This is a genomic window from Dorea longicatena (assembly GCF_025150085.1).
Taxonomy (GTDB): Bacteria; Bacillota; Clostridia; order Lachnospirales; family Lachnospiraceae; genus Dorea_A; species Dorea_A longicatena.
Window position 1 is genome coordinate 1,104,016 of record NZ_CP102280.1, and the last position, 20,926, is coordinate 1,124,941.

Sequence of the window (20,926 nt, forward strand, 5' to 3'; positions counted from 1 at the left end):
GAATGGAGAAATAGAATGATTCAGATTATATGTAAAAGCGAGTCTTATACTTATAATGCGTATCATATATTAAAGGCTTTTTATCCGTCACAGGAAGTATCCTGTAAGACGGATGAAAAAGCCTCTAATTATGTAATGGTACATTTGCCGGATGATCGTGAAATTTCCGTGGGATTTGAGAACACCGTGGAAATTACTGACACAGCAGGTCGGGATGAAAGCACAGGGAAGATACAGGAAGATTCAGAGAAGGAGAGCCAGAAAAAAGAAAGAAAACGGCAGATTGATCTGAGCCTGTATGATCAGCTGGAAAGGATTACAGGAGAGCCGCTTGCGTGGGGAGTGCTTACGGGAGTGCGCCCGACCAAGCTTGCTATGCAGAAACTGGAAGCCGGATGGAAAAAAGAAGATTATATTAACTGGGCATGGAAAAGTGCGAGAGTGAGAGGAGAAAAAGCAGCTCTTGCATGGGAGATTGCCGAAAGAGAACAGAAAATTTTAAAAGAACTGGATTACGAGAACGGATATAGCCTGTATGTTGGAATCCCGTTCTGTCCATCGGTCTGTTCTTACTGTTCTTTCAGTTCCGGACCACTGGATCGCTGGAAAGAAAAAGTGGATGCATATGTGGATGCACTTTGCAAAGAGCTGGAATTTATCGCAGAACGCTCGAAAAACAAAAAATTAAATACGATCTACATCGGCGGAGGTACGCCGACAACGCTGACGGCAGAGCAGCTGGAACGGCTGATGAGCTGGATCGATGAGAAGTTTTCGAGAGAATACCTGCTGGAATATACAGTGGAAGCCGGAAGACCGGACAGCATTACAGAAGAGAAGTTGAAAGTCATAAAGAATCATGACATTACAAGAATTTCCATTAATCCACAGAGTATGCAGCAGAAGACGCTGGATGTGATTGGAAGAAAACATACCGTAGAAGAGATAAAAGAAGCCTATGCACTGGCCAGAAAGACTGGATTCGATAATATCAATATGGATATCATCGCAGGACTTCCGGGAGAAGATATTTCTGACATGGAAGATACATTGGCACAGATCGCACAGATGCATCCGGACAGTCTGACAGTGCATTCACTGGCGATCAAAAGAGCAGCCAGAATGGAGATGGAGGATTTGAACCGGGATGCGAAAGAGACGCATGAGATCCTTTCCGGCATGATCGAGAGGGCTGCAAAGGCAGCAAAAGAGATGGATCTTTTCCCGTATTATCTGTACAGACAGAAGAATATTGCGGGGAATTTTGAAAATGTTGGGTATGCAAAGGTTGACAAAGCCGGAATATACAATATACTTATTATGGAAGAAAAACAATCTATTATTGCCGCAGGAGCCGGAGCATCGACAAAGATTGTATTGAAGGATCCGATTCCTATGCCGGGCAGTAAAAAGAAGAAAATGACGCGTCTGATCCGTCAGGAGAATGTCAAGGCGGTAGATGCCTACATCGACAGGATCGACGAAATGATAGAACGCAAAGGAGAATGGTTATGGCATTAAAGAAGAAACCGGTTACCGGTATGAAAGACATGCTCCCACGTGAGATGGAGATCCGTGATTACCTGATCGGACTGATCAAAGAGACGTATAAAACATACGGATTCTGTTCCATCGAGACACCATGTGTGGAACATATCGAGAACCTGTGCAGCAAACAGGGCGGAGACAACGAGAAACTGATCTTCAAGATCTTAAAAAGAGGAGAAAAACTGAAGATCGATACAGCAAAAGAAGAAAACGATCTGGTAGACGGAGGACTGCGTTATGATCTTACCGTACCGCTTGCCAGATATTATGCAAACCATTCGAATGAATTGCCGGCACCTTTTAAGGCATTGCAGATTGGTAATGTATGGAGAGCAGACCGTCCGCAGAAAGGACGTTTCAGACAGTTCATGCAGTGTGATATTGATATCTTAGGAGAGCCGGGAAATCTCGCAGAGATCGAACTGATCCTTGCAACGACAGCTATGCTTGGCAAATTAAGCTTCCAGAACTTTACGGTATGTATCAATGACCGTAATATCCTGAAAGCAATGGCTGCTTACAGTGGTTTCCGTGAGGATGATTATGATGAAGTCTTCATCATTCTGGATAAGATGGACAAGATCGGTGCAGAAGGTGTTGCGAAAGAATTAGAAGAGATGGGATATCTAAAGGAAAATGTAGAGACTTATCTTCAGTTATTTAAGGATGTAGCACCAGATGTAACAGGTATCCGTTTTCTGAAAGAAAAACTGGGCGACTGCTTAAGTGAAGAGACAGCAGACAGTATGGAAATGATCATTTCCAGTGTTGAGACCGCAAAAGAATGCGAATTCAATATCAAATTCGATCCGACACTTGTAAGAGGACAGTCTTACTATACAGGAACGATCTTTGAAGTGACGATGGATGATTTCGGCGGATCTGTAGCCGGAGGCGGCCGTTATGATAAGATGATCGGTAAATTCACCGGTCAGGATACACCTGCATGTGGATTCTCAATCGGATTCGAACGAATCGTCATGCTGCTTCTGGAAAATGGATATGAAGTTCCGACTATAAAAGAGAAGAAAGCATATCTGTTAGAGAAGAAGATGACAAAAGAAGGGCTTTTAAAGGTTATGTCACTTGCAAAGGCAGACCGTCAGGCAGGAAAACAGGTCTTGATCGTCAACATGAAGAAGAATAAAAAGTTCCAGAAAGAACAGCTTACTGAAGACGGTTATACAGAAATCGTGGACTGTTATGCAGATTCCGTGGAAAATTTATAAGATATATAGGAAACAATAAATTACGGCGTAAGGACGTCGGAAAAGGAGATAAAGAAACATGGCAGAATCAATGAAAGGGTTAAAAAGAACCCACAGATGTGCAGAATTATCTGCAGCCAATGTAGGAGAGAAAGTTACCATTATGGGATGGGTACAGAAAAACCGTAATAAGGGCGGTCTGGTATTCGTAGATGTCAGAGACCGTTCAGGTATTATCCAGGTGGTATTCGAAGAAGGAAAATGCGAAGCGGCACTGATCGAAAAGGCAGCTAAGCTTCGTGCAGAATATGTAGTAGCAATCGTAGGAACAGTAGCAAAACGTTCCGGTGCAGTGAATGATCATCTTGCAACAGGAGAGATAGAGGTGATTCCGGAAGAACTTCGTATTCTTTCTGAATCAGAGACACCACCGTTCCACATCGAAGAGAATTCTAAAACAAAAGAAGAAGTACGTCTGAAATACAGATACCTGGATCTTAGAAGACCGGATCTGCAGCGCAATCTGATGATGAGAAGCAAGGTTGCAACTCTGACACGTCAGTTCCTTGCGGAAGAAGGATTTCTTGAGATTGAGACACCGGTTCTGATCAAAAGTACACCGGAAGGAGCAAGAGATTACCTCGTACCTAGCCGTATCCAGCAGGGACAGTTCTATGCGCTGCCACAGTCACCACAGTTATTCAAACAGTTACTGATGTGTTCAGGATATGACAGATATTTCCAGATCGCAAAATGCTTCCGTGACGAAGATTTACGTGCAGACCGTCAACCGGAATTCACACAGATCGATATGGAGTTATCTTTCGTGGATGTCGATGATGTAATCGAAGTAAATGAAAGACTGCTTGCCAAATTATTCAAAGAAGTACTGGGCGTGGAAGTATCTCTTCCAATCCAGAGAATGACATGGCAGGAAGCAATGGACCGCTTTGGTTCAGATAAGCCGGATATCCGTTTTGGTATGGAACTGACAAACGTAACAGATGTTGTAAAAGACTGTGAATTTGTAGTGTTCAAAAATGCGATCGAAAATGGTGGAACAGTTCGTGGTATCAACGCCAAAGGACAGGGCGGAATGGCTCGTAAGAAGATTGATAAACTGGTTGATTTTGCAAAAGATTATGGTGCAAAGGGACTTGCGTATATTGCAATTCATGAAGACGGAACAGTGAAATCCTCATTTGCCAAATTCATGACAGATGATGAAATGAAAGCTCTGATCGAAGCGATGGGCGGAGAGAACGGAGACTTGTTATTATTTGCTGCAGATAAGAATAAAGTTGTATGGGATACACTGGGAGCACTTCGTCTGGAACTCGCACGTCAGATGGAACTTCTTGACAAGAATGAATACAAATTCTTGTGGGTAACAGAATTCCCACTTCTTGAGTGGAGCGAAGAGCAGAACCGTTATACAGCTATGCACCATCCATTTACAATGCCAATGGAAGAAGATCTTCAGTATATTGACAGTGATCCGGGAAGAGTCCGTGCAAAAGCATACGATATCGTATTGAATGGTAACGAGATTGGTGGAGGAAGTGTCAGAATCTTTGATCAGGATATCCAGAGCAAGATGTTTGAAGTGCTTGGATTTACAGAAGAGCAGGCACAGGAGCAGTTTGGATTCCTTCTGACAGCATTCAAGTATGGAGTGCCGCCGCACGCAGGACTTGCATATGGTCTGGATCGTCTGGTTATGCTGATGGCAAAACAGGACAGCATCCGTGATGTAATTGCATTCCCTAAAGTAAAAGATGCATCTGATCTTATGACAGAAGCACCGGGACATGTAGATGCAAAACAGCTGGAGGAACTCGGAATTGCGGTTATAGCAAAAGAAGAGAAAAAGGCAGAAGACAAAGAATAAAGTAAAAGCTATATAAAGTAAAAGATGCGGGAAAACCAAAGAGAAGGTTGCTCCCGCACCTTTTTTATTACTATGCGTTCGTAAGGAGCTGCCACTTGCCAAAGCATGCAGAAAAAGTTGTCGGAGTTTTCAAATTAAAAGAAAAATTCAAGAAATTAAAAAAAGCAGTTGACAATACCATATATATACGTTATACTGAATATCGTTCTGATGAACACAAAATAATAAAACATACTTGATGTGCGATAGTAGTACAGTTGGTAGTACGCCACCTTGCCAAGGTGGAGGTCGCGGGTTCGAGTCCCGTCTGTCGCTCTGAAAAGACGTTGCAAGTAGTTGCTATGCGATAGTAGTACAGTTGGTAGTACGCCACCTTGCCAAGGTGGAGGTCGCGGGTTCGAGTCCCGTCTGTCGCTCTGAATTGACTATTTGTAACGTCTTTTTTGTGCTGATCAATTATGGGGGTGCGGATTTGTTACTGTGCAGAAAGGAGATTAAACTGTACTAATTTCCGAGCATGGGAAGAATCGGATTGAAATTATATGTAGCACTATGCTATACTAAAGTCTGTATAAACAAAGCTGCAGAATCTGCCGCTGGCAGAATATCTGTAGATACGAAAAGAGAGTGAACAAAAAACGGGGATGTGAGAAGATGAATCAGGAAAGAGTAGTAAAAGCAGGTCTTCTGGGACTTGGAACGGTCGGCAGCGGGGTGTATAAACTTGTGGAACGCCAGAAGGATGAAATGGCATTGAAAGCCGGTGCAGGTCTTGAAATTCAGAAGATACTGGTACATAACATGAATAAGAAGAGAGAGGGTGTAGACCAGTCTCTTTTAACCGATAAGTGGGAAGATATCATGAATGATGATGAGATAGAAATCGTAATCGAAGTGATGGGTGGTATCGAACCTGCAAGAACTATGATTCTGGAAGCACTGCATGCAGGAAAGAATGTCGTGACAGCGAACAAAGATCTGGTAGCGACACATGGACACGAACTTTTGGAGGCGGCAGAAGAAAGTGGAGTGGATTTCTTATTTGAGGCAGCTGTGGCAGGAGCAATCCCGATTATCCGTCCGCTGAAGCAGTGTCTGGCGGCGAATGAGATTCAGGAAGTTATCGGTATTGTCAATGGTACGACGAACTTTATTCTGACCAAGATGATCGAAGAAGGGATGGATTTTGACGATGCACTGGCACTGGCAACAGAGCTTGGTTATGCAGAGGCAGATCCGACGGCCGATATTGAAGGACTGGATGCAGGACGTAAGGTAGCGATCATGGCATCGATTGCATTTCATTCCAGAGTTACATTCGATGATGTATATACAGAAGGAATTACAAAAATTACTGCGAAAGATGTGGAATACGCAGAAGAATTCGGTGATGTGATTAAATTACTCGGTGTTGCGCATAATACGGAAGAAGGAATTGAGGTTGCTGTTCATCCGATGATGATTCCGAAGGAACATCCGCTTGCATCCGTGAGAGATTCGTTTAATGCAGTATTTGTCCGCTCTGATGCTGCCGGTGATACGATGTTCTACGGAAGAGGAGCAGGGGAACTCCCGACGGCCAGTGCGATCATGGGTGATGTGATCGATGTGATCCGTGATATACAATACCATTGTACAGGAAGAATCAGTTGTACCTGTTATCGTGAGACACCGGTAAAGAACTTTAAAGAAGTAAAGAACAAGTTCTATATCCGTATGCTGGTGGATAATAAACCAGGTGTACTTGCTGCAATTGCAAGTGTATTCGGAGTGCATAAAGTAAGTATTGCAAGAGTGATTCAGAATACAAAAGAAGATGATGCAGCAGAGCTTGTTATTGTTACAGAAGCAGTAAAAGAAAAGCATCTGGAAGATGCACTGGCTCATCTGGTGGATATGGATACGACACGGGAGATTGGAACCGTGATCCGTGAATATTAAATAATAAATAGCAGAATATTTTCAGAGGACGGAGGCCGTAACAAGCTCCGTCTTTTATAATCGCCGTATGGTGAAAATCAAATAAGAATCCATGAATAATTGGTGAGAAAATAAGGAGTGAAAGAAAGTTGAAAGAACAGAAAAAAGTGAATCCTCTGGCAACAGAAAGCGAGGGAAAACTGATCGCGAAATTCGCAATTCCGGCAATTATCAGTATGCTGGTGAGCTCATTATATAATATTGTAGATCAGATCTTTATCGGACAGGGAGTCGGACTTCTGGGAAATGCAGCGACTAATATTGCATTTCCTGTGTCGATCATCTGTACGGCAACAGCACTTCTTCTTGGAATCGGAAGTGCGTCGAATTTTAATCTGTGTTCCGGAGCGGGAGATCATGAGAAAGCAAGCAGGATTGCGGGGACCGGGCTTTCCATGCTGGTAATCTGTGGTGTGATCATTGCAGCAGTGGTACTGGTGTTCCTGGATCCTCTGCTGCATCTTTTCGGTGTGACGACAAAGATCCTGCCATATGCACAGGATTATACAGGAATTACGGCATTTGGAATTCCGTTCCTGATTTTGACAACCGGAGGGAATCATCTGATCCGCGCGGACAGAAGTCCTACGTACTCTATGACTTGTATGCTGACAGGGGCAATTATTAATACGGTGTTAGATCCGCTGTTTATCTTTGGATTCCACTGGGGGATCAAAGGCGCTGCGTGGGCGACCGTGATCGGACAGATCGTATCCGGAATTATGGTAATTGTATATTTTGGAAGATTTCGTAAAATGGAGCTGAAAAAAGAGATGTTCCGTCCGAGAGGCCATCTCCTGAAAATGATCCTGTCATTGGGAATGGCTTCCTGTATCAATCAGATTGCCATGGCTGTGGTACAGATTACAATGAATAATACACTGCGCTATTATGGTGCGGCTTCTGTATATGGAACAGATATTCCACTGGCGTGTGTGGGCGTTATCTCAAAGGTAAATATGGTGTTCATGGCTATTGCGATCGGGATTTCCCAGGGATGTCAGCCAATCTGGGGATATAATTATGGAGCGGGATCGTATGACAGAGTAAAACGCACTTATTGGAAAGCATTCCGCGTTGCTATGACGGTTGGAATTGTGTTCTTCTTGTGTTTCCAGTTTTTCCCAACGCAGCTTGTGAGTATCTTTGGTACGGGAAGCAAAGAATATTATGAATTTGCGGCAAGATATTTCAGGATTTTTATGTTTATGACATTTGTTAATGGAATCCAGCCAATGTCATCCGGATTCTTTACATCAATTGGTAAAGCGAAGCTGGGTATTGTAGTGTCGCTTACAAGACAGGTAATCTTTTTACTTCCGCTGATACTTATATTCCCGATTTTTATGGGAATTGACGGGGTGATGTATGCGGGACCGATTGCAGATGCGGCAGCGGGAATTGTCGCAATTGGATTTGCTGTAAAAGAGATTCGCGCGATGGATAAGATTGCATAGCCTGTTGGAATATGGTAAAATAAATTGAAATAGTCCGGGTATTTATGAATACCCGGACTGATGACGGTATTACAGGGAAATGGGAGAATACAAGGGATGAAAGAACGATTACCCGTTGGATTTATGTTCAAACAGATCAATAATATTTATGAAAAGGAATTCAATAACCTGCTTCGGGGGATAGGGATCACATCATCGCAGTGCGCAGTGCTGGATTATCTTCTTGGCAGCAGTAAGGAGTTTGTGAATCAGAAAGACATTGAAAAGGCGTTAAGTCTTAAGAATCCGACGGTAACGGGAATCTTAAAAAGGTTAGATGAAAAAGGATTCATTCTGGCAGTTCCAAGTAATCAGGACAAAAGATGCAAGAACATTTACCCGACGGAAAAAGCATATGATATTCAGAAAAAGATGGACAATTACCGGAAGAAGATAGATCGGAGGCTGACGATCGGGATGAGTAAAAAGGAAATCGCGGCATTGGAAAAGATGCTGGACCGGGTTCTTTATAATATCAGTGATCCGTAAAGAGAACAGGAAAGGACAGGAGAAACAAAAAATGAGTTATGCAGACAAAGTATTTATCAATATGTGCCGTGACATTATCGATAACGGTACCGATACCAGAGGCGAAAAAGTAAGACCGGTATGGGAAGATGGAACACCGGCATATACGATCAAGAAATTCGGAGTTGTGAACAGGTATGATCTGTCGAAAGAATTTCCGGCACTGACACTTCGAAGAACAGCAATCAAAAGCTGTACGGATGAGCTTTTGTGGATCTGGCAGCAGAAATCGAATAATATCAATGATCTTCACAGTCATATCTGGGACAGTTGGGCGGATGAAAACGGTTCGATCGGAAAGGCTTATGGATATCAGATGGGCGTAAAGCACCAGTATAAAGAAGGCATGTTTGATCAGGTGGACCGTGTAATCTATGACCTTAAGAATAATCCATACAGCAGAAGAATCATGACGAATATTTATGTGCATGAAGATCTGCATGAGATGAATCTCTATCCGTGTGCATACAGTATGACATTTAATGTAACCAAGAAACCGGGACATGATAAACTGACATTGAATGCAATCCTGAATCAGAGATCGAATGATGTCCTTGCGGCAAATAACTGGAATGTATGTCAGTATGCCGTATTGATCCATATGCTGGCGCAGGTATGTGATATGGAAGTCGGAGAGTTCGTACATGTGATCGCAGATGCACATATTTACGACAGACATGTGCCGATGATAGAGGAACTGATCAGCCGCAAGCCGCTTCCGGCACCGAAGTTCTGGCTGAATCCGGAGGTCAAAGACTTTTATCAGTTTACAAGAGATGATGTAAAATTGATCGATTATCAGACACATGATCAGATTAAGAATATTCCGGTGGCAGTGTAGAAGAAATATTATTAGCCGGTGGCAGTCAGAGATAAGAATATATCATACGTAAAGAGGAGATGTAGATTATGAATTTGATCGTTGCAGTAGATTCAAACTGGGCAATAGGAAAAGAAAATAAGTTACTGGTGAGTATTCCGCAGGATATGAAGTTTTTCAGAGAGACAACGAAAGGGAAAGTTGTAGCGATGGGAAGAAAGACACTGGAAAGCTTTCCGGGCGGACAGCCGCTTAAGAATCGTGTGAATGTAGTACTTACAACAGACAAGAACTATAAAGTAAAAGATACAGTTATTGTACATACCATAGAAGAGATGGTGGATGAACTGAAAAAATATGATTCGGAAGATATATTTGTGATCGGTGGAGAGAGTATTTACCGCCAGCTGCTTCCGTATTGTACAAAAGCATATATTACAAAAATAGACCATGCATATGATGCAGATACATATTTCCCGAATCTGGATGAGGATCCGGAGTGGGAGATGACGAAGATCAGTGACGAACAGACTTATTTTGATCTGGAATATGTGTTTACAATCTACGAGAGGAGATAACAGATCGAAAATGAGAGTGCTTAGTGTCACGGCGCAGAAGCCATGCAGTACGGGAAGCGGCGTCTATCTGACCGAGGTGGTGAGATCTCTGGCCAAGATGGGTGTTTCGCAGGCCGTGGTGGCGGGCGTCACAAGAGAGGATCGGGTGGATATGCCGGAAGGGGTAACGGTATATCCGGTATATTTTTCGTCAGAAAAGCTTCCGTATCCGGTAGTAGGAATGTCGGATGAGATGCCTTATACCAGTACAAGATATCGGGATATGACAGAAGAGATGGCCGGACAATTTAAAGCTGCATTTCTTGAAGTTCTGGATGAAGCAATAGAAAAAGAAAATCCGGATATTATCTTATGCCATCATTTGTATTACCTGACGGCGTTGATAAGAGCACATTATCCTGCTAAAAAAGTATATGGATTTTGCCATAATACGGATCTGAGACAGATGGAGAGTATTTTATTTGAAAGAAATTTTATCAGGCAGGAGATTCCGAAACTTGACAGGATATTTGCACTTCAGGAAGCGCAGAAAGAAAAAATAAAAAAAATATATCCGGTATCAGAAAAACAGATGACTGTGATAGGAACCGGATATAACAGTGAGGTCTTTAAAAAGACAGGCATAAAATTAAGCAGGAAAGACGGAAAAATCCGTATGATTTTTGCGGGGAAGATTACACAGAAGAAAGGTGTAAAAAGTCTTCTGAGAGCATTGAATCTTCTGGATTATGAAAAAGAAAAAATACAACTTATTCTTGCCGGAGGTGCCGGAAACCTCGTTGAATATGAAGAGATTAAAGAACTGGCAGATGGATGCAGATATCCGGTAGTGTTTGCTGGATGTGTAACGCAATCAAGGCTTGCAGAGCTATACAATGACTGTGATATTTTTGTGCTTCCGTCTATGTATGAGGGCCTTCCGTTGACTGTGATTGAGAGTCTGGCCTGTGGTGACAGGGTAGTAATGACGAAATTGGAAGGAATTGCCGAGTGGCTTGCTGATATGGTCCCGGACGCAGATATCCGGTACGTGTTACCTCCGGGGATGAAAGGAACGGATGAACCGCTGGAGGAAGAATTACCGGCATTTGAAAGCAGACTTGCAGAAGCTTTACGGGAAGCAATTGAGGAAAAAGATACAAAAGAATGTGATGTCAGCAGGATTTCCTGGCAAAAAATCGCACGGGAAGTAATCCGGTAAAATGCCAAAGAGCCTGCCGATGCCAACGTTGTTTCCATACTATGGTATTATAAAAAGTGGGAAGATGATTGATTTCATCTTCCCGCATTTTTTATGCTGTACGTTCTACAGTGTATCATTTCTTCTTACATATCCAGGACGATCCTCGGAAGATGTAAGCTCTTTTACATGTGTGATCTTGGCGTGTTTGTCAACAACCTGATTTTCAATATGTACATTCTCACCGATGTATGCGCCAGAAAGAACTACGCAGTTCTTAATAACAGCACCTTTTTTGATGATACATCCACGTCCTACAACAGAATGTTCCAGAGAACCTTCAATCAGACATCCGTTTGATACAACAGAATTTTTAACATTTCCTGTTTCAAAATACTGTGTCGGGCAGGAATCATTTGTTCTTGTGTAGATTGGCCAGTTTGGATCAAACAGATTCTGAGCAGTTTTAATATCTGTCAGAGAAAGGTTTGAATCATAATAACTCTTGAAATCAGAGATTGCAGCGAAATAACCTTTGTGAGAAACACCGCGGATATCGAGTTCATCACAGGATGCATTCACGATATCTAATAAAGTGTATACAGAAGAAGTCTTTTTTGCTTTGTGGATCAGTTCGATGAACAGATCTTTCTTCATAACATAAGTATCCATGAAGATATTTTTATTCTTTGCATTTCCGTGATTCTGTTCCAGAGAAAGAACTCCTTTCTGCTTGTTCAGGTTCAATGCGTAACAGTTCAGGAAATATTCTTTTGCAGTATCTACAGAATGATACAGTAATGTAATATCAGCACCGGATTCGATATGATCATTTAACAGTTTCTTGTAATCCTGTGTGTAGACCATGTAACTTGGTGCAATAACAACATATTCGGCCAGTTCTTGTTCGATATATTCCAGGTTTTCAATATAAGAAGCAATGTCATTGTTATACAGACTCATGTTCATTCCGAGACCGGAATAGAGAATCTGAAGATTACCGCTCTTTGAGTTGATATTGTAGTGGCGTCCTGTTCCAAGATGCGCAGTCAAAGACTGTGGATTTCTGCGGATATAGACCTGAATGTGGTCGATACCACTGTTACTCATATTTGAGATAGGGAAGTCAATAACACGATAACGTCCAAGGAAAGAGAATGCACCTACCGGACGATATTCCTGCATGCCTTCCACTCTGATGTGATTTCCGGCAAAGTTTACGATTCCAAATGCTTTAGCCATATTATTCTACCCCCTTTACACGTTTGGAAATGAGCTCGATATGTTCGCTCTTTGCGTCGCCGACAACAGCGCCTGCACCAATTTTAACATTATCAGCAACCAGTGCACGTGTAACGACAGCATTTTCATCTACTACTACACCAGGCATCAGTACACTGTTGATAATCTTAGCGCCTTTTCCTACTTTTGCACCTGTGAAAAGTACGGAATTTGTAATTTCACCTTCGATTACGCAGCCCTGATTGACGAATGCATGGTTAATTTCAGCATCCGGTCCGATATACTGAGGAAGAGCAGTAGCATCCTCTGTGTAAATTTTCCAGGTAGGATCGTTCAGATCCAGCTCGTTGTTCTTACTGAGCAGATCCATGTTGGCTTCCCAGAGAGAATCAATCGTTCCTACATCTTTCCAGTATCCTTTGAATTTGTATGCATATAATTTTTTTCCGTCATTCAGAAGAGTTGGTATGATATCTTTTCCAAAATCATGGTTGGAATCAGGATCTTTCATATCGGCAACCAGTTTTTTGCGTAACAGTTTCCAGTTGAAGATATAGATTCCCATAGATGCAAGATTACTCTTTGGATGTTCTGGTTTTTCTTCAAATTCTATGATACGGTTCTCATCATCTGTATTCATGATACCGAAACGGCTTGCTTCTTTCATCGGAACTTCGATAACTGCAATTGTTGCATCTGCTCCGTTATCTTTATGTTCCTGCAACATCTTATCATAATTCATCTTGTAGATATGATCTCCGGAAAGTACCAGAAGATATTCCGGTGAGTATGTATCGATAAAGTCGATATTCTGTGAGATTGCGTCAGCAGTACCTCTGTATACATCCAGATTGGCATCTGCTTTCTCACGTGGTGGAAGAACAAAAACACCACTTTCTTTTGCGTCTAATCCCCAGCGTCTGCCTGCAGCAACATAACTGTTTAACAGAATGGATTCATACTGGGTTAATACTCCTACAACATTGATGCCGCTGTTGGCACAGTTACTGAGTGGAAAATCAATGATTCTGTATTTTCCACCATAAGAAACAGCTGGTTTTGCAACTTTATTTGTCAGTTCGTGAAGACGTGAGCCTCTACCGCCGGCCAATATCATCGCTAACATATTATTTTGTTTCATAATATATCCTCCTTATTGCTTATGAATATATTGTATAATTTTTTGCAAATATTTGCCATATGATTTTTGAAAAAAATGGAAAAAATCACAAATTTTTTTGAAAAATACACTTAAATTTGTGGAAAGGATGAAAAATTTGACAGATTATGGTAAAAAAAGCATGACAAGAAATTAACGAAATGAAAAGAGTTGACAATATTGTAGAATATCACATATAATATTTTATAAATATTCAGTGAATGCTATGACAAGGAGGAGTACATAGATTCCCGAAGCAAAGAGAGAAGATGGAAGGTGCAAGTCTTCGTGAAGGATTTATGGAAGTAGCCTTTGAGCTGTGAACCGAAAGGATATAGATAAAGTGTAAGAATATCTGAGTAGACTTCAACGCAGTCCCAGCGTTATCAGGGAGGCAGTATCGGAAAGTGAAACCAGGATAAGGGAAACGTTCCTGTACTGAACAGAGAGCAGAAAGTAATTTCTGAATTTAGGTGGTAACACGGATGTAATATTCGCCCTGAGCTGACAGCTTGGGGTGTTTTTTTATTATATCCGGTATGAAAATGATCAGATTTCAAGGAGGTAGTATATGAAGAAGATCAGTGGCAATAAATTACTGGTAAAAGCACTGAGTGAAGAGCAGGTGGATACAATATTCGGTTATCCGGGAGCCTGTACAATTGACATCAGTGACGAACTTTATAAACAGGATTATACAAAGGTGATCCTTCCAAGGCAGGAAGTGGCATTGGTGCATGAAGCAGATGCTTATGCAAGATCAACGGGAAAAGTAGGTGTATGTCTTGTTACGAGCGGACCTGGAGCAACGAATCTTGTAACAGGACTTGCAACAGCATATTACGACAGTGTACCGCTTGTATGCTTTACAGGTCAGGTATCCAGACACCTGATCGGTAATGATGCATTTCAGGAAGTTGATATCGTAGGAATTACCAGAAGTATCACAAAGTATGGTGTAACAGTAAGAAACAGAGAAGATCTGGGACGTATTATTAAAGAAGCTTTTTATATTGCAAGAACAGGAAGGCCGGGCCCGGTACTGATCGATCTTCCAAAAGATGTGATGGGTGAACTTGGAAATGCCGAATATCCGAAGGAGGTAAATATCCGGGGATATAAACCGAATACACATGTTCATGTAGGACAGTTAAAACGTGCGATCAAGATGCTTTCAAAAGCAAAGAAACCATTATTCCTTGCCGGAGGAGGCGTTAATATCGCACATGCCAATGAAGAATTTACAAAACTGGTTGACATGACGAACGTTCCGGTAGTCACAACTGTTATGGGACGTGGAGCGATTCCGACGACACATCCTTTATATATTGGTAATCTTGGAATGCATGGCGCATATGCGTGTAATATGGCGGTAAATGAGTGTGATCTGTTATTCTCGATAGGAACCAGATTCAATGACAGAATTACCGGAAAGCTTCATTCATTTGCACCAAATGCACAGATTGTACATATTGATATTGATACAGCTGCAATTTCAAAAAACGTACAGGTAGATGTACCTATCGTGGCAGATGCAAAAGAGGCAGTATCAAAAATGCTGGAATATGTATCTGAGTGTGAGACGAAGAAGTGGCTTGCGACGATCAAAGAGTGGAAAGAGGAACATCCACTGATGATGAAGAAGAAACCAATCATGACACCACAGGATGTGATAGAAACGATCAACCGTATCTTTGATGAGGCAATTATTGTAACAGATGTTGGACAGCATCAGATGTTTACGGCACAGTTTATCGAGATCACGGAAAAGAAAAAACTTCTGATGTCCGGCGGTCTTGGAACTATGGGATATGGTATGCCGGGAGCTATCGGTGCGAAGATTGGTAATCCGGATGTGCCTGTTATTTCAATTTCGGGAGACGGAGGATTTCAGATGAACAGTCAGGAGCTCGCTACAGCGGTGCTTGAAGAACTCCCGATCATCAGTTGTATCTTCAATAATAATAATCTGGGTATGGTACGCCAGTGGCAGAAATTGTTCTATGGAAAGCGTTATTCGATGACCTGTCTTCGTTCCGGAGCAGCCTGCAGGGGAAAATGCGGAGAGGTAGAGTGTCCGACGTATACACCGGATTTCATGAAGCTGGCTGACAGCTATGGCGCAAAAGGAATTCATATTACAAAGAAAGAAGATATCGAACCTGCATTCAGAGAGGCAATGAAGAGTACAAAGACCCCATATATCCTTGAGTTCGACATTGATCCGGAGGATCTGGTGTATCCGATGGTAAAACCAGGTGGAACACTGGAAGACCTGATCATGGATTGTTAAGAATAAGAGACGAAAGGAGATAAAATAATGAATAATAATGGTATGAAAAAGCGCTGGATTTCATTATATGTAGAGAACCAGGTGGGAGTTCTGTCAAAGATTTCCGGTCTGTTTTCCGGAAAATCTTACAATCTGGACAGTCTGACTGTTGGTACGACAGAAGATCCGACTGTATCCAGAATGACGATCGCGACAGTCAGCGATGATGAGACATTTGAACAGATCAAAAAGCAGCTGAACCGTCTGGTTGAAGTGATCAAAGTAATTGATTTTACGGATGTCTTTGTACGTATGAAAGAAATCTTATATGTAAAAGTACGTAAATGCACGAAAGATGATAAAGTGGAATGCTTCCAGATCGCAGAGACGTTCAAGGCGAAGGTGATTGACTATGGGAAAGACAGTGTTCTCATGGAATTTGTTCAGACGGCGACCAAGAATGATGCAGTTATCAAACTGATGAAAGAAGAGTTTGAAAGTATCGAAGTTGTGCGCGGAGGAAGTGTTGGTATCGAATCGATCAGCATGATGGAAAGATAGAGATTCATGGTCGAAATAAATCGAAAATTAAAATGTATAATAAAAAAACAGAGTGCACTCTTGAATTTTGAAAACAGTAGTATTATAATAGGACAAGATGATAAATCAAACAGTTGTTAAAAGGACGGAGGAGTCAAAATGGAGAAGAAAAATATTGACTGGTCAAACATTGGATTTGGCTATATGAAGACAGACAAGAGATATGTTTCCAATTTTAAAAATGGAGCATGGGATGAAGGTACACTTACCTCCGATGATCAGATTACAATTAGCGAATGTGCAGGCGTACTTCAGTATGCACAGACATGTTTTGAAGGAATGAAAGCGTATACCACAGAAGATGGTCATATCGTAACATTCCGCCCGGATCTGAATGCAGCAAGAATGGCAAATTCAGCAGCAAGACTTGAAATGCCTGTATTCCCGGAAGATAGATTTGTAGATGCAATCAAACAGGTTGTAAAAGCAAATGCAGCTTATGTACCGCCATACGGATCAGGAGCAACATTATATGTAAGACCATATATGTTCGGTTCCAGTGCCGTTATCGGTGTAAAACCTGCAGAAGAATATCAGTTCCGTGTATTTGCTACACCAGTTGGACCATACTTCAAAGGTGGAGCAAAACCAATTACTATTAAAGTTTCTGATTTTGACCGTGCAGCACCGCATGGAACAGGTCATGTAAAAGCCGGACTGAACTATGCAATGAGCCTTCATGCAATCGTAACAGCACATGAAGAAGGATACGATGAGAACATGTATCTGGATGCAGCAACAAGAACGAAAGTAGAAGAGACTGGTGGAGCTAACTTCATCTTTGTAACAAAAGATAACAAAGTTGTAACACCAAAATCATCTACCATTCTTCCATCTATTACAAGACGTTCTCTGATGTATGTTGCAGAGCATTATCTTGGACTGGAAGTAGAAGAAAGAGAAGTTTACTTAGATGAACTTGGTGATTTTGCAGAGTGTGGACTTTGCGGTACAGCAGCAGTTATCTCTCCTGTAGGAAAGATCGTTGACCACGGCAAAGAGATCTGCTTCCCAAGCGGAATGGAAGAGATGGGACCTGTTACAAAGAAACTGTATGAGACATTAACAGGAATCCAGATGGGACATATTGAAGCTCCGGAAGGATGGATTTGCAAGATCTGCTAATACCAGATACCAGAAAAAGTATCAGGGCGGACATCCGGTGAAACGGATATAAAACGAAGATATTATAGAAGAGGCAGGGAACTGAGAATTTTCTCAGAACCTTGCCTCTTTTTGAAAATGCGTGTAAAGTATAGAAAGAATAATCAGGTGAAAGGGTTTGATGTATGAAGGATTTATTATTTTCAACACTGAAAGATTATAAAAAAGAATATCTTCCCAAGGATATCTTTTCGGGGATTATTATGGCTGCGGTGTCCATTCCTATTTCAATGGGATATGCACAGATTGCGGGACTTCCGGCAGTATATGGACTATATGGTTCGGTGTTCCCGATTCTGTTCTTTGCATTATTTTCAACGTCCAGGCAGTTTATCTTTGGGGTGGATGCGGCACCGGCAGCGATTGTTGGGGCAGCACTTGTGTCGCTTGGAATAGAAAACGGAAGTAAAGAGGCAATACAGTATGTGCCTGTGATCGCACTTCTTACGGGAATATGGCTATTGTTGTTTTACTTTTTGAAAGCAGGAAGAATCGTGGACTTTATATCAACACCGGTTATGGGCGGATTTATCAGTGGGATTGCGCTTACGATCATTTTAATGCAGATCCCGAAGATATTAGGCGGGAAAGCCGGATCCGGGGAACTTCCGGAACTTATCAGACATATTGCACAGACCGGTAAAGAGATTAACTGGTTGTCAGTGATACTTGGTGCAGGTGCGCTGATATTGCTTCGTGTGGCAGGAAAAATGATACCGAAATTTCCAATGGCAATTGTTATCATGGCAGCCGGAGTGGCGGCAACCAGAATATTCCATGTAGATGAATATGGTGTGGTCCTTCTTGATGCGGTGGGAAAAGGACTTCCGAAACTGGTCCATTTCCGGTTTGTGGGAATTGATCTGAGACAGGCTTTGGGAAGAAGTTTGATGATCGCGGCAGTTGTAATGGCGGAGACACTTTTGTCAGAGAATAATTTCGCAATGAAGAACGGATATAAGATCGATGAGAATCAGGAAATCCTTGCCTGTGCGATGGGAAATATCGCGGCGGCATGTGTAGGGTGCTGTCCGGTGAACGGAAGTATATCCAGAACATCTATGAATGAGCAGTATGAAGGAAAGACACAGGCAGTGTCTGTTGTGGCAGCAATTACAATGGCCCTGGTTCTTCTTGGCGCAACCGGGTTTATCGGCTATCTGCCGGTTCCGGTCCTTACAGCCATTGTAATTTCTGCACTGATGAATGTAGTAGAACTGCATCTGGCAGTACGCCTGTTCAGAGTGAGCCGTAATGAATTTTATATCTTTGTGGCGGCATGTGTAAGCGTGCTGGTTTTTGGAACTATCTATGGTGTGGTAATCGGACTTTTGCTGTCCTTTGTGGCGGTAGTGCTTCGAGCGACAAATCCACCGAGATCATTACGGGGAATGATTCCTGGAAAAGAAGCCTATTATGATCTGAAGAGAAACCGCAATGCATATCCGATCCGGCATACAGTGATATACCGTTTCAGCGAGAATCTGTTCTTTGCAAATATAAAAGTCTTCCAGACAGATATTGAGAACAGTATTAAGGAAGATACTAAGGTTGTGATCGTAGATGCGGCAGCAATCAACAGCATTGATATTACGGCGGCAGATCGCCTGGAGATGATGGCAGAGAATTTTGAAAGGAAAGGAATAAAGTTCTACATTACAGAACATTCCGAAAATGTGAATGAACAGATGAGAAAACTTGGGATCGGGCATCTGATTGAAGAAGGAAAGGTTAGAAGAACGATTCTTGCAGCGCTACAGGATGCCGGCATTCCGTCAATGGGAACAACCGCCGGTGCAGATAAAGCGCGGGACCCTTTGGTCTGGATGCCTTGGCAGCTGGAGATACCGGCGGCTGTTCATGCGGTACATGAGGCGATGGTTCCGGCAGAAGAGGAAAATACGCTGGAAGAATTTGCCTGGGCATTTGGAGATGATGCGGTTGAAGAAATGGAGAAGAAAGTACACCAGGTCATGGAACAGATTCACAAACTTCCGGATCTGGAAAGACTTGCAGACGTAGGGTTCGAAGAGAAACTCAAAAACTGGCATTCGCTGGGCGTTTTGGATGAAGATGAGATTTTAAGACGAATGGAAATGCATTTGGATGAACTTCCGGAGAATTTAAGAGGAGACAGAAAAGTGATCCTTCAGTTGATTGAAAAGAGAAGACGAAAGATCGAACAACAGCTGTTATTACATCATCCGGAAATTGTAGAACATTTGAAGAAGAGCCGGGAAAGACTGGAAAAGCGCCTGGAAAAACAGAATCCGGAGGCAGCCAGAAAACTGCATGAGTGGGAAGTGCAGATCAGGGAGAAGGAAGAGGAGTAACGGTAGAAAAAGTAATCACTGATTGAAAAATGTGTTGACATAAATGATTTACAGTGGTACAGTGATAGTGTTGTAAAAGATAATTAAATAGATAGACATAGAGAATTTGCCAATGGCAACTTTTCTTGCATACTTTGGGATATAGAAAGCGAAGAGGCTTACAGGATAGTGAGTCACTTCGCTTTTTTGCTCCCATGCATTCGCAAGGAGCTGTCGATGGCAGGTTCTGGGTATGTTATAGATATGAAAAATGACAAAATGTGATCTTTTACAGGATAGTATCAGATATATGGAAGAAGGGATGAGACAATGTCACATTTGGTAATTACAATTGGATGCGAATATGGAGCAAAGGGAAATCAGATTGGAAGGAAAATAGCAGAAGACCTGGGATTTCAGTTTTATGACAGAAATATAGTAGATGCAATTATTCATGAAGTTGGAATCCCCGGAGAAATCATGGAAAAGGTCGAAGAAGGCGTAACAATTGTTGGAAAAGGTGCAGAAGGAGAGGAACGAGGAGAGTTTTCACAATACGCAGATCTTACAAAACGTGCGATTCATGTACAGAAAACGATTATCCGCAAGTTGTCGGACAGAGAATCCTGTGTGATTATCGGTCGTTCCGCAGATTATATTCTAAAAGAACATAAGCCGATTTTAAGAGTCTTTATCTATTCGCCGGATGAAGTAAGGATAAAAAATGTAATGGAAAGTCATAAGGTTTCAGAGAAAGAAGCAAAACAGATTATTCTTGAAACGGATAAAAGGTACCATAAGCGTCACATGGCATTAACCGGAAGTAACCGAGGAGACCGACATAACAGAGATATCTTAATTGACAGTAGTCTGCTGGGAGTAGATGGAACAGCCCGATTAATTGAGACACTTGCAAAACAAGTAGAAAAACAGTAAGGAGTTGATTAT

General features: G+C 42.0%; 16 protein-coding genes, 2 tRNA genes and 1 other annotated feature. Of the genes, 16 read left to right on the plus strand and 2 right to left on the minus strand.

Translation table 11 applies throughout. From position 1 onward, the window contains the following. The first annotated feature begins 15 nt into the window (after nucleotides 1-15). From hemZ to NQ508_RS05250, 11 genes are all read left to right on the plus strand, one after another. Nucleotides 16-1,521 (plus strand): coproporphyrinogen dehydrogenase HemZ, encoded by a 1,506-nt coding sequence (gene hemZ / locus NQ508_RS05200; RefSeq protein ID WP_006427077.1) that lies wholly within the window; start codon nucleotides 16-18, stop codon nucleotides 1,519-1,521. Beyond that, nucleotides 1,506-2,777: a histidine--tRNA ligase gene (gene hisS / locus NQ508_RS05205; RefSeq protein ID WP_006427076.1), complete on the plus strand. Its 1,272-nt coding sequence runs from the start codon at nucleotides 1,506-1,508 to the stop codon at nucleotides 2,775-2,777. Before hemZ ends, hisS begins: the two co-directional genes overlap by 16 nt. Nucleotides 2,778-2,835: 58 nt before the next feature. Beyond that, nucleotides 2,836-4,647, plus strand: coding sequence for an aspartate--tRNA ligase (gene aspS, locus NQ508_RS05210; protein WP_006427075.1), 1,812 nt, complete (start codon nucleotides 2,836-2,838; stop codon nucleotides 4,645-4,647). A 242-nt stretch (nucleotides 4,648-4,889) separates the two neighbouring features. Continuing rightward, nucleotides 4,890-4,962, plus strand: a tRNA-Gly gene (locus NQ508_RS05215). Nucleotides 4,963-4,990: 28 nt separating this feature from the next. Continuing rightward, a tRNA-Gly gene (locus NQ508_RS05220) sits at nucleotides 4,991-5,063 on the plus strand. Nucleotides 5,064-5,301: 238 nt separating this feature from the next. Beyond that, complete coding sequence (locus NQ508_RS05225; RefSeq protein ID WP_006427073.1) at nucleotides 5,302-6,588, plus strand: homoserine dehydrogenase; 1,287 nt, start codon at nucleotides 5,302-5,304, stop codon at nucleotides 6,586-6,588. Between the two features lie 128 nt (nucleotides 6,589-6,716). Beyond that, nucleotides 6,717-8,084 (plus strand): MATE family efflux transporter, encoded by a 1,368-nt coding sequence (locus NQ508_RS05230; protein ID WP_044919794.1) that lies wholly within the window; start codon nucleotides 6,717-6,719, stop codon nucleotides 8,082-8,084. Nucleotides 8,085-8,180: 96 nt separating this feature from the next. Continuing rightward, the gene (locus NQ508_RS05235) at nucleotides 8,181-8,612 is read left to right on the plus strand and encodes a MarR family winged helix-turn-helix transcriptional regulator (RefSeq protein ID WP_022415014.1); all 432 of its coding nucleotides are present in this window, start codon (nucleotides 8,181-8,183) and stop codon (nucleotides 8,610-8,612) included. A gap of 31 nt (nucleotides 8,613-8,643) precedes the next feature. Then, nucleotides 8,644-9,492 carry a thymidylate synthase gene (gene thyA / locus NQ508_RS05240; RefSeq protein WP_006427069.1) on the plus strand — a complete coding sequence of 283 codons (849 nt, stop codon included), beginning with the start codon at nucleotides 8,644-8,646 and terminating at the stop codon, nucleotides 9,490-9,492. A 68-nt stretch (nucleotides 9,493-9,560) separates the two neighbouring features. Further along, a complete protein-coding gene (locus NQ508_RS05245; RefSeq protein WP_006427068.1) occupies nucleotides 9,561-10,049 on the plus strand; it encodes a dihydrofolate reductase in 489 nt (162 codons plus the stop codon). Between the two features lie 10 nt (nucleotides 10,050-10,059). Continuing rightward, the gene (locus NQ508_RS05250; protein WP_006427067.1) at nucleotides 10,060-11,250 is read left to right on the plus strand and encodes a glycosyltransferase family 4 protein; all 1,191 of its coding nucleotides are present in this window, start codon (nucleotides 10,060-10,062) and stop codon (nucleotides 11,248-11,250) included. Nucleotides 11,251-11,355: 105 nt separating this feature from the next. Here NQ508_RS05250 and glgD read toward each other — a convergent pair whose 3' ends face one another. Both glgD and NQ508_RS05260 read right to left on the minus strand, forming a co-directional pair. Next, the gene (gene glgD, locus NQ508_RS05255; RefSeq protein WP_006427066.1) at nucleotides 11,356-12,471 is read right to left on the minus strand and encodes a glucose-1-phosphate adenylyltransferase subunit GlgD; all 1,116 of its coding nucleotides are present in this window, start codon (nucleotides 12,469-12,471) and stop codon (nucleotides 11,356-11,358) included. Nucleotide 12,472: 1 nt separating this feature from the next. Next, nucleotides 12,473-13,612, minus strand: coding sequence for a glucose-1-phosphate adenylyltransferase (locus NQ508_RS05260; RefSeq protein WP_006427065.1), 1,140 nt, complete (start codon nucleotides 13,610-13,612; stop codon nucleotides 12,473-12,475). A 235-nt stretch (nucleotides 13,613-13,847) separates the two neighbouring features. Continuing rightward, nucleotides 13,848-14,135: a binding site (T-box leader), on the plus strand. Between the two features lie 66 nt (nucleotides 14,136-14,201). Between NQ508_RS05260 and ilvB the strand changes: the two genes are divergently transcribed. From ilvB to NQ508_RS05285, 5 genes are all read left to right on the plus strand, one after another. After that, nucleotides 14,202-15,923, plus strand: a complete 1,722-nt coding sequence (gene ilvB / locus NQ508_RS05265) for a biosynthetic-type acetolactate synthase large subunit (RefSeq protein WP_006427064.1) — start codon at nucleotides 14,202-14,204, stop codon at nucleotides 15,921-15,923. 27 nt (nucleotides 15,924-15,950) lie between these two features. Continuing rightward, nucleotides 15,951-16,463, plus strand: coding sequence for an acetolactate synthase small subunit (ilvN, locus tag NQ508_RS05270; protein WP_006427063.1), 513 nt, complete (start codon nucleotides 15,951-15,953; stop codon nucleotides 16,461-16,463). 138 nt (nucleotides 16,464-16,601) lie between these two features. Then, entirely contained in the window at nucleotides 16,602-17,627 is a 1,026-nt protein-coding gene (locus NQ508_RS05275) for a branched-chain amino acid aminotransferase (protein ID WP_006427062.1), read from the plus strand. 164 nt (nucleotides 17,628-17,791) lie between these two features. Next, nucleotides 17,792-19,999 (plus strand): SulP family inorganic anion transporter, encoded by a 2,208-nt coding sequence (locus tag NQ508_RS05280; protein ID WP_006427061.1) that lies wholly within the window; start codon nucleotides 17,792-17,794, stop codon nucleotides 19,997-19,999. A 309-nt stretch (nucleotides 20,000-20,308) separates the two neighbouring features. Further along, the gene (locus NQ508_RS05285) at nucleotides 20,309-20,914 is read left to right on the plus strand and encodes a cytidylate kinase-like family protein (RefSeq protein WP_006427060.1); all 606 of its coding nucleotides are present in this window, start codon (nucleotides 20,309-20,311) and stop codon (nucleotides 20,912-20,914) included. Nucleotides 20,915-20,926: the final 12 nt, after the last annotated feature.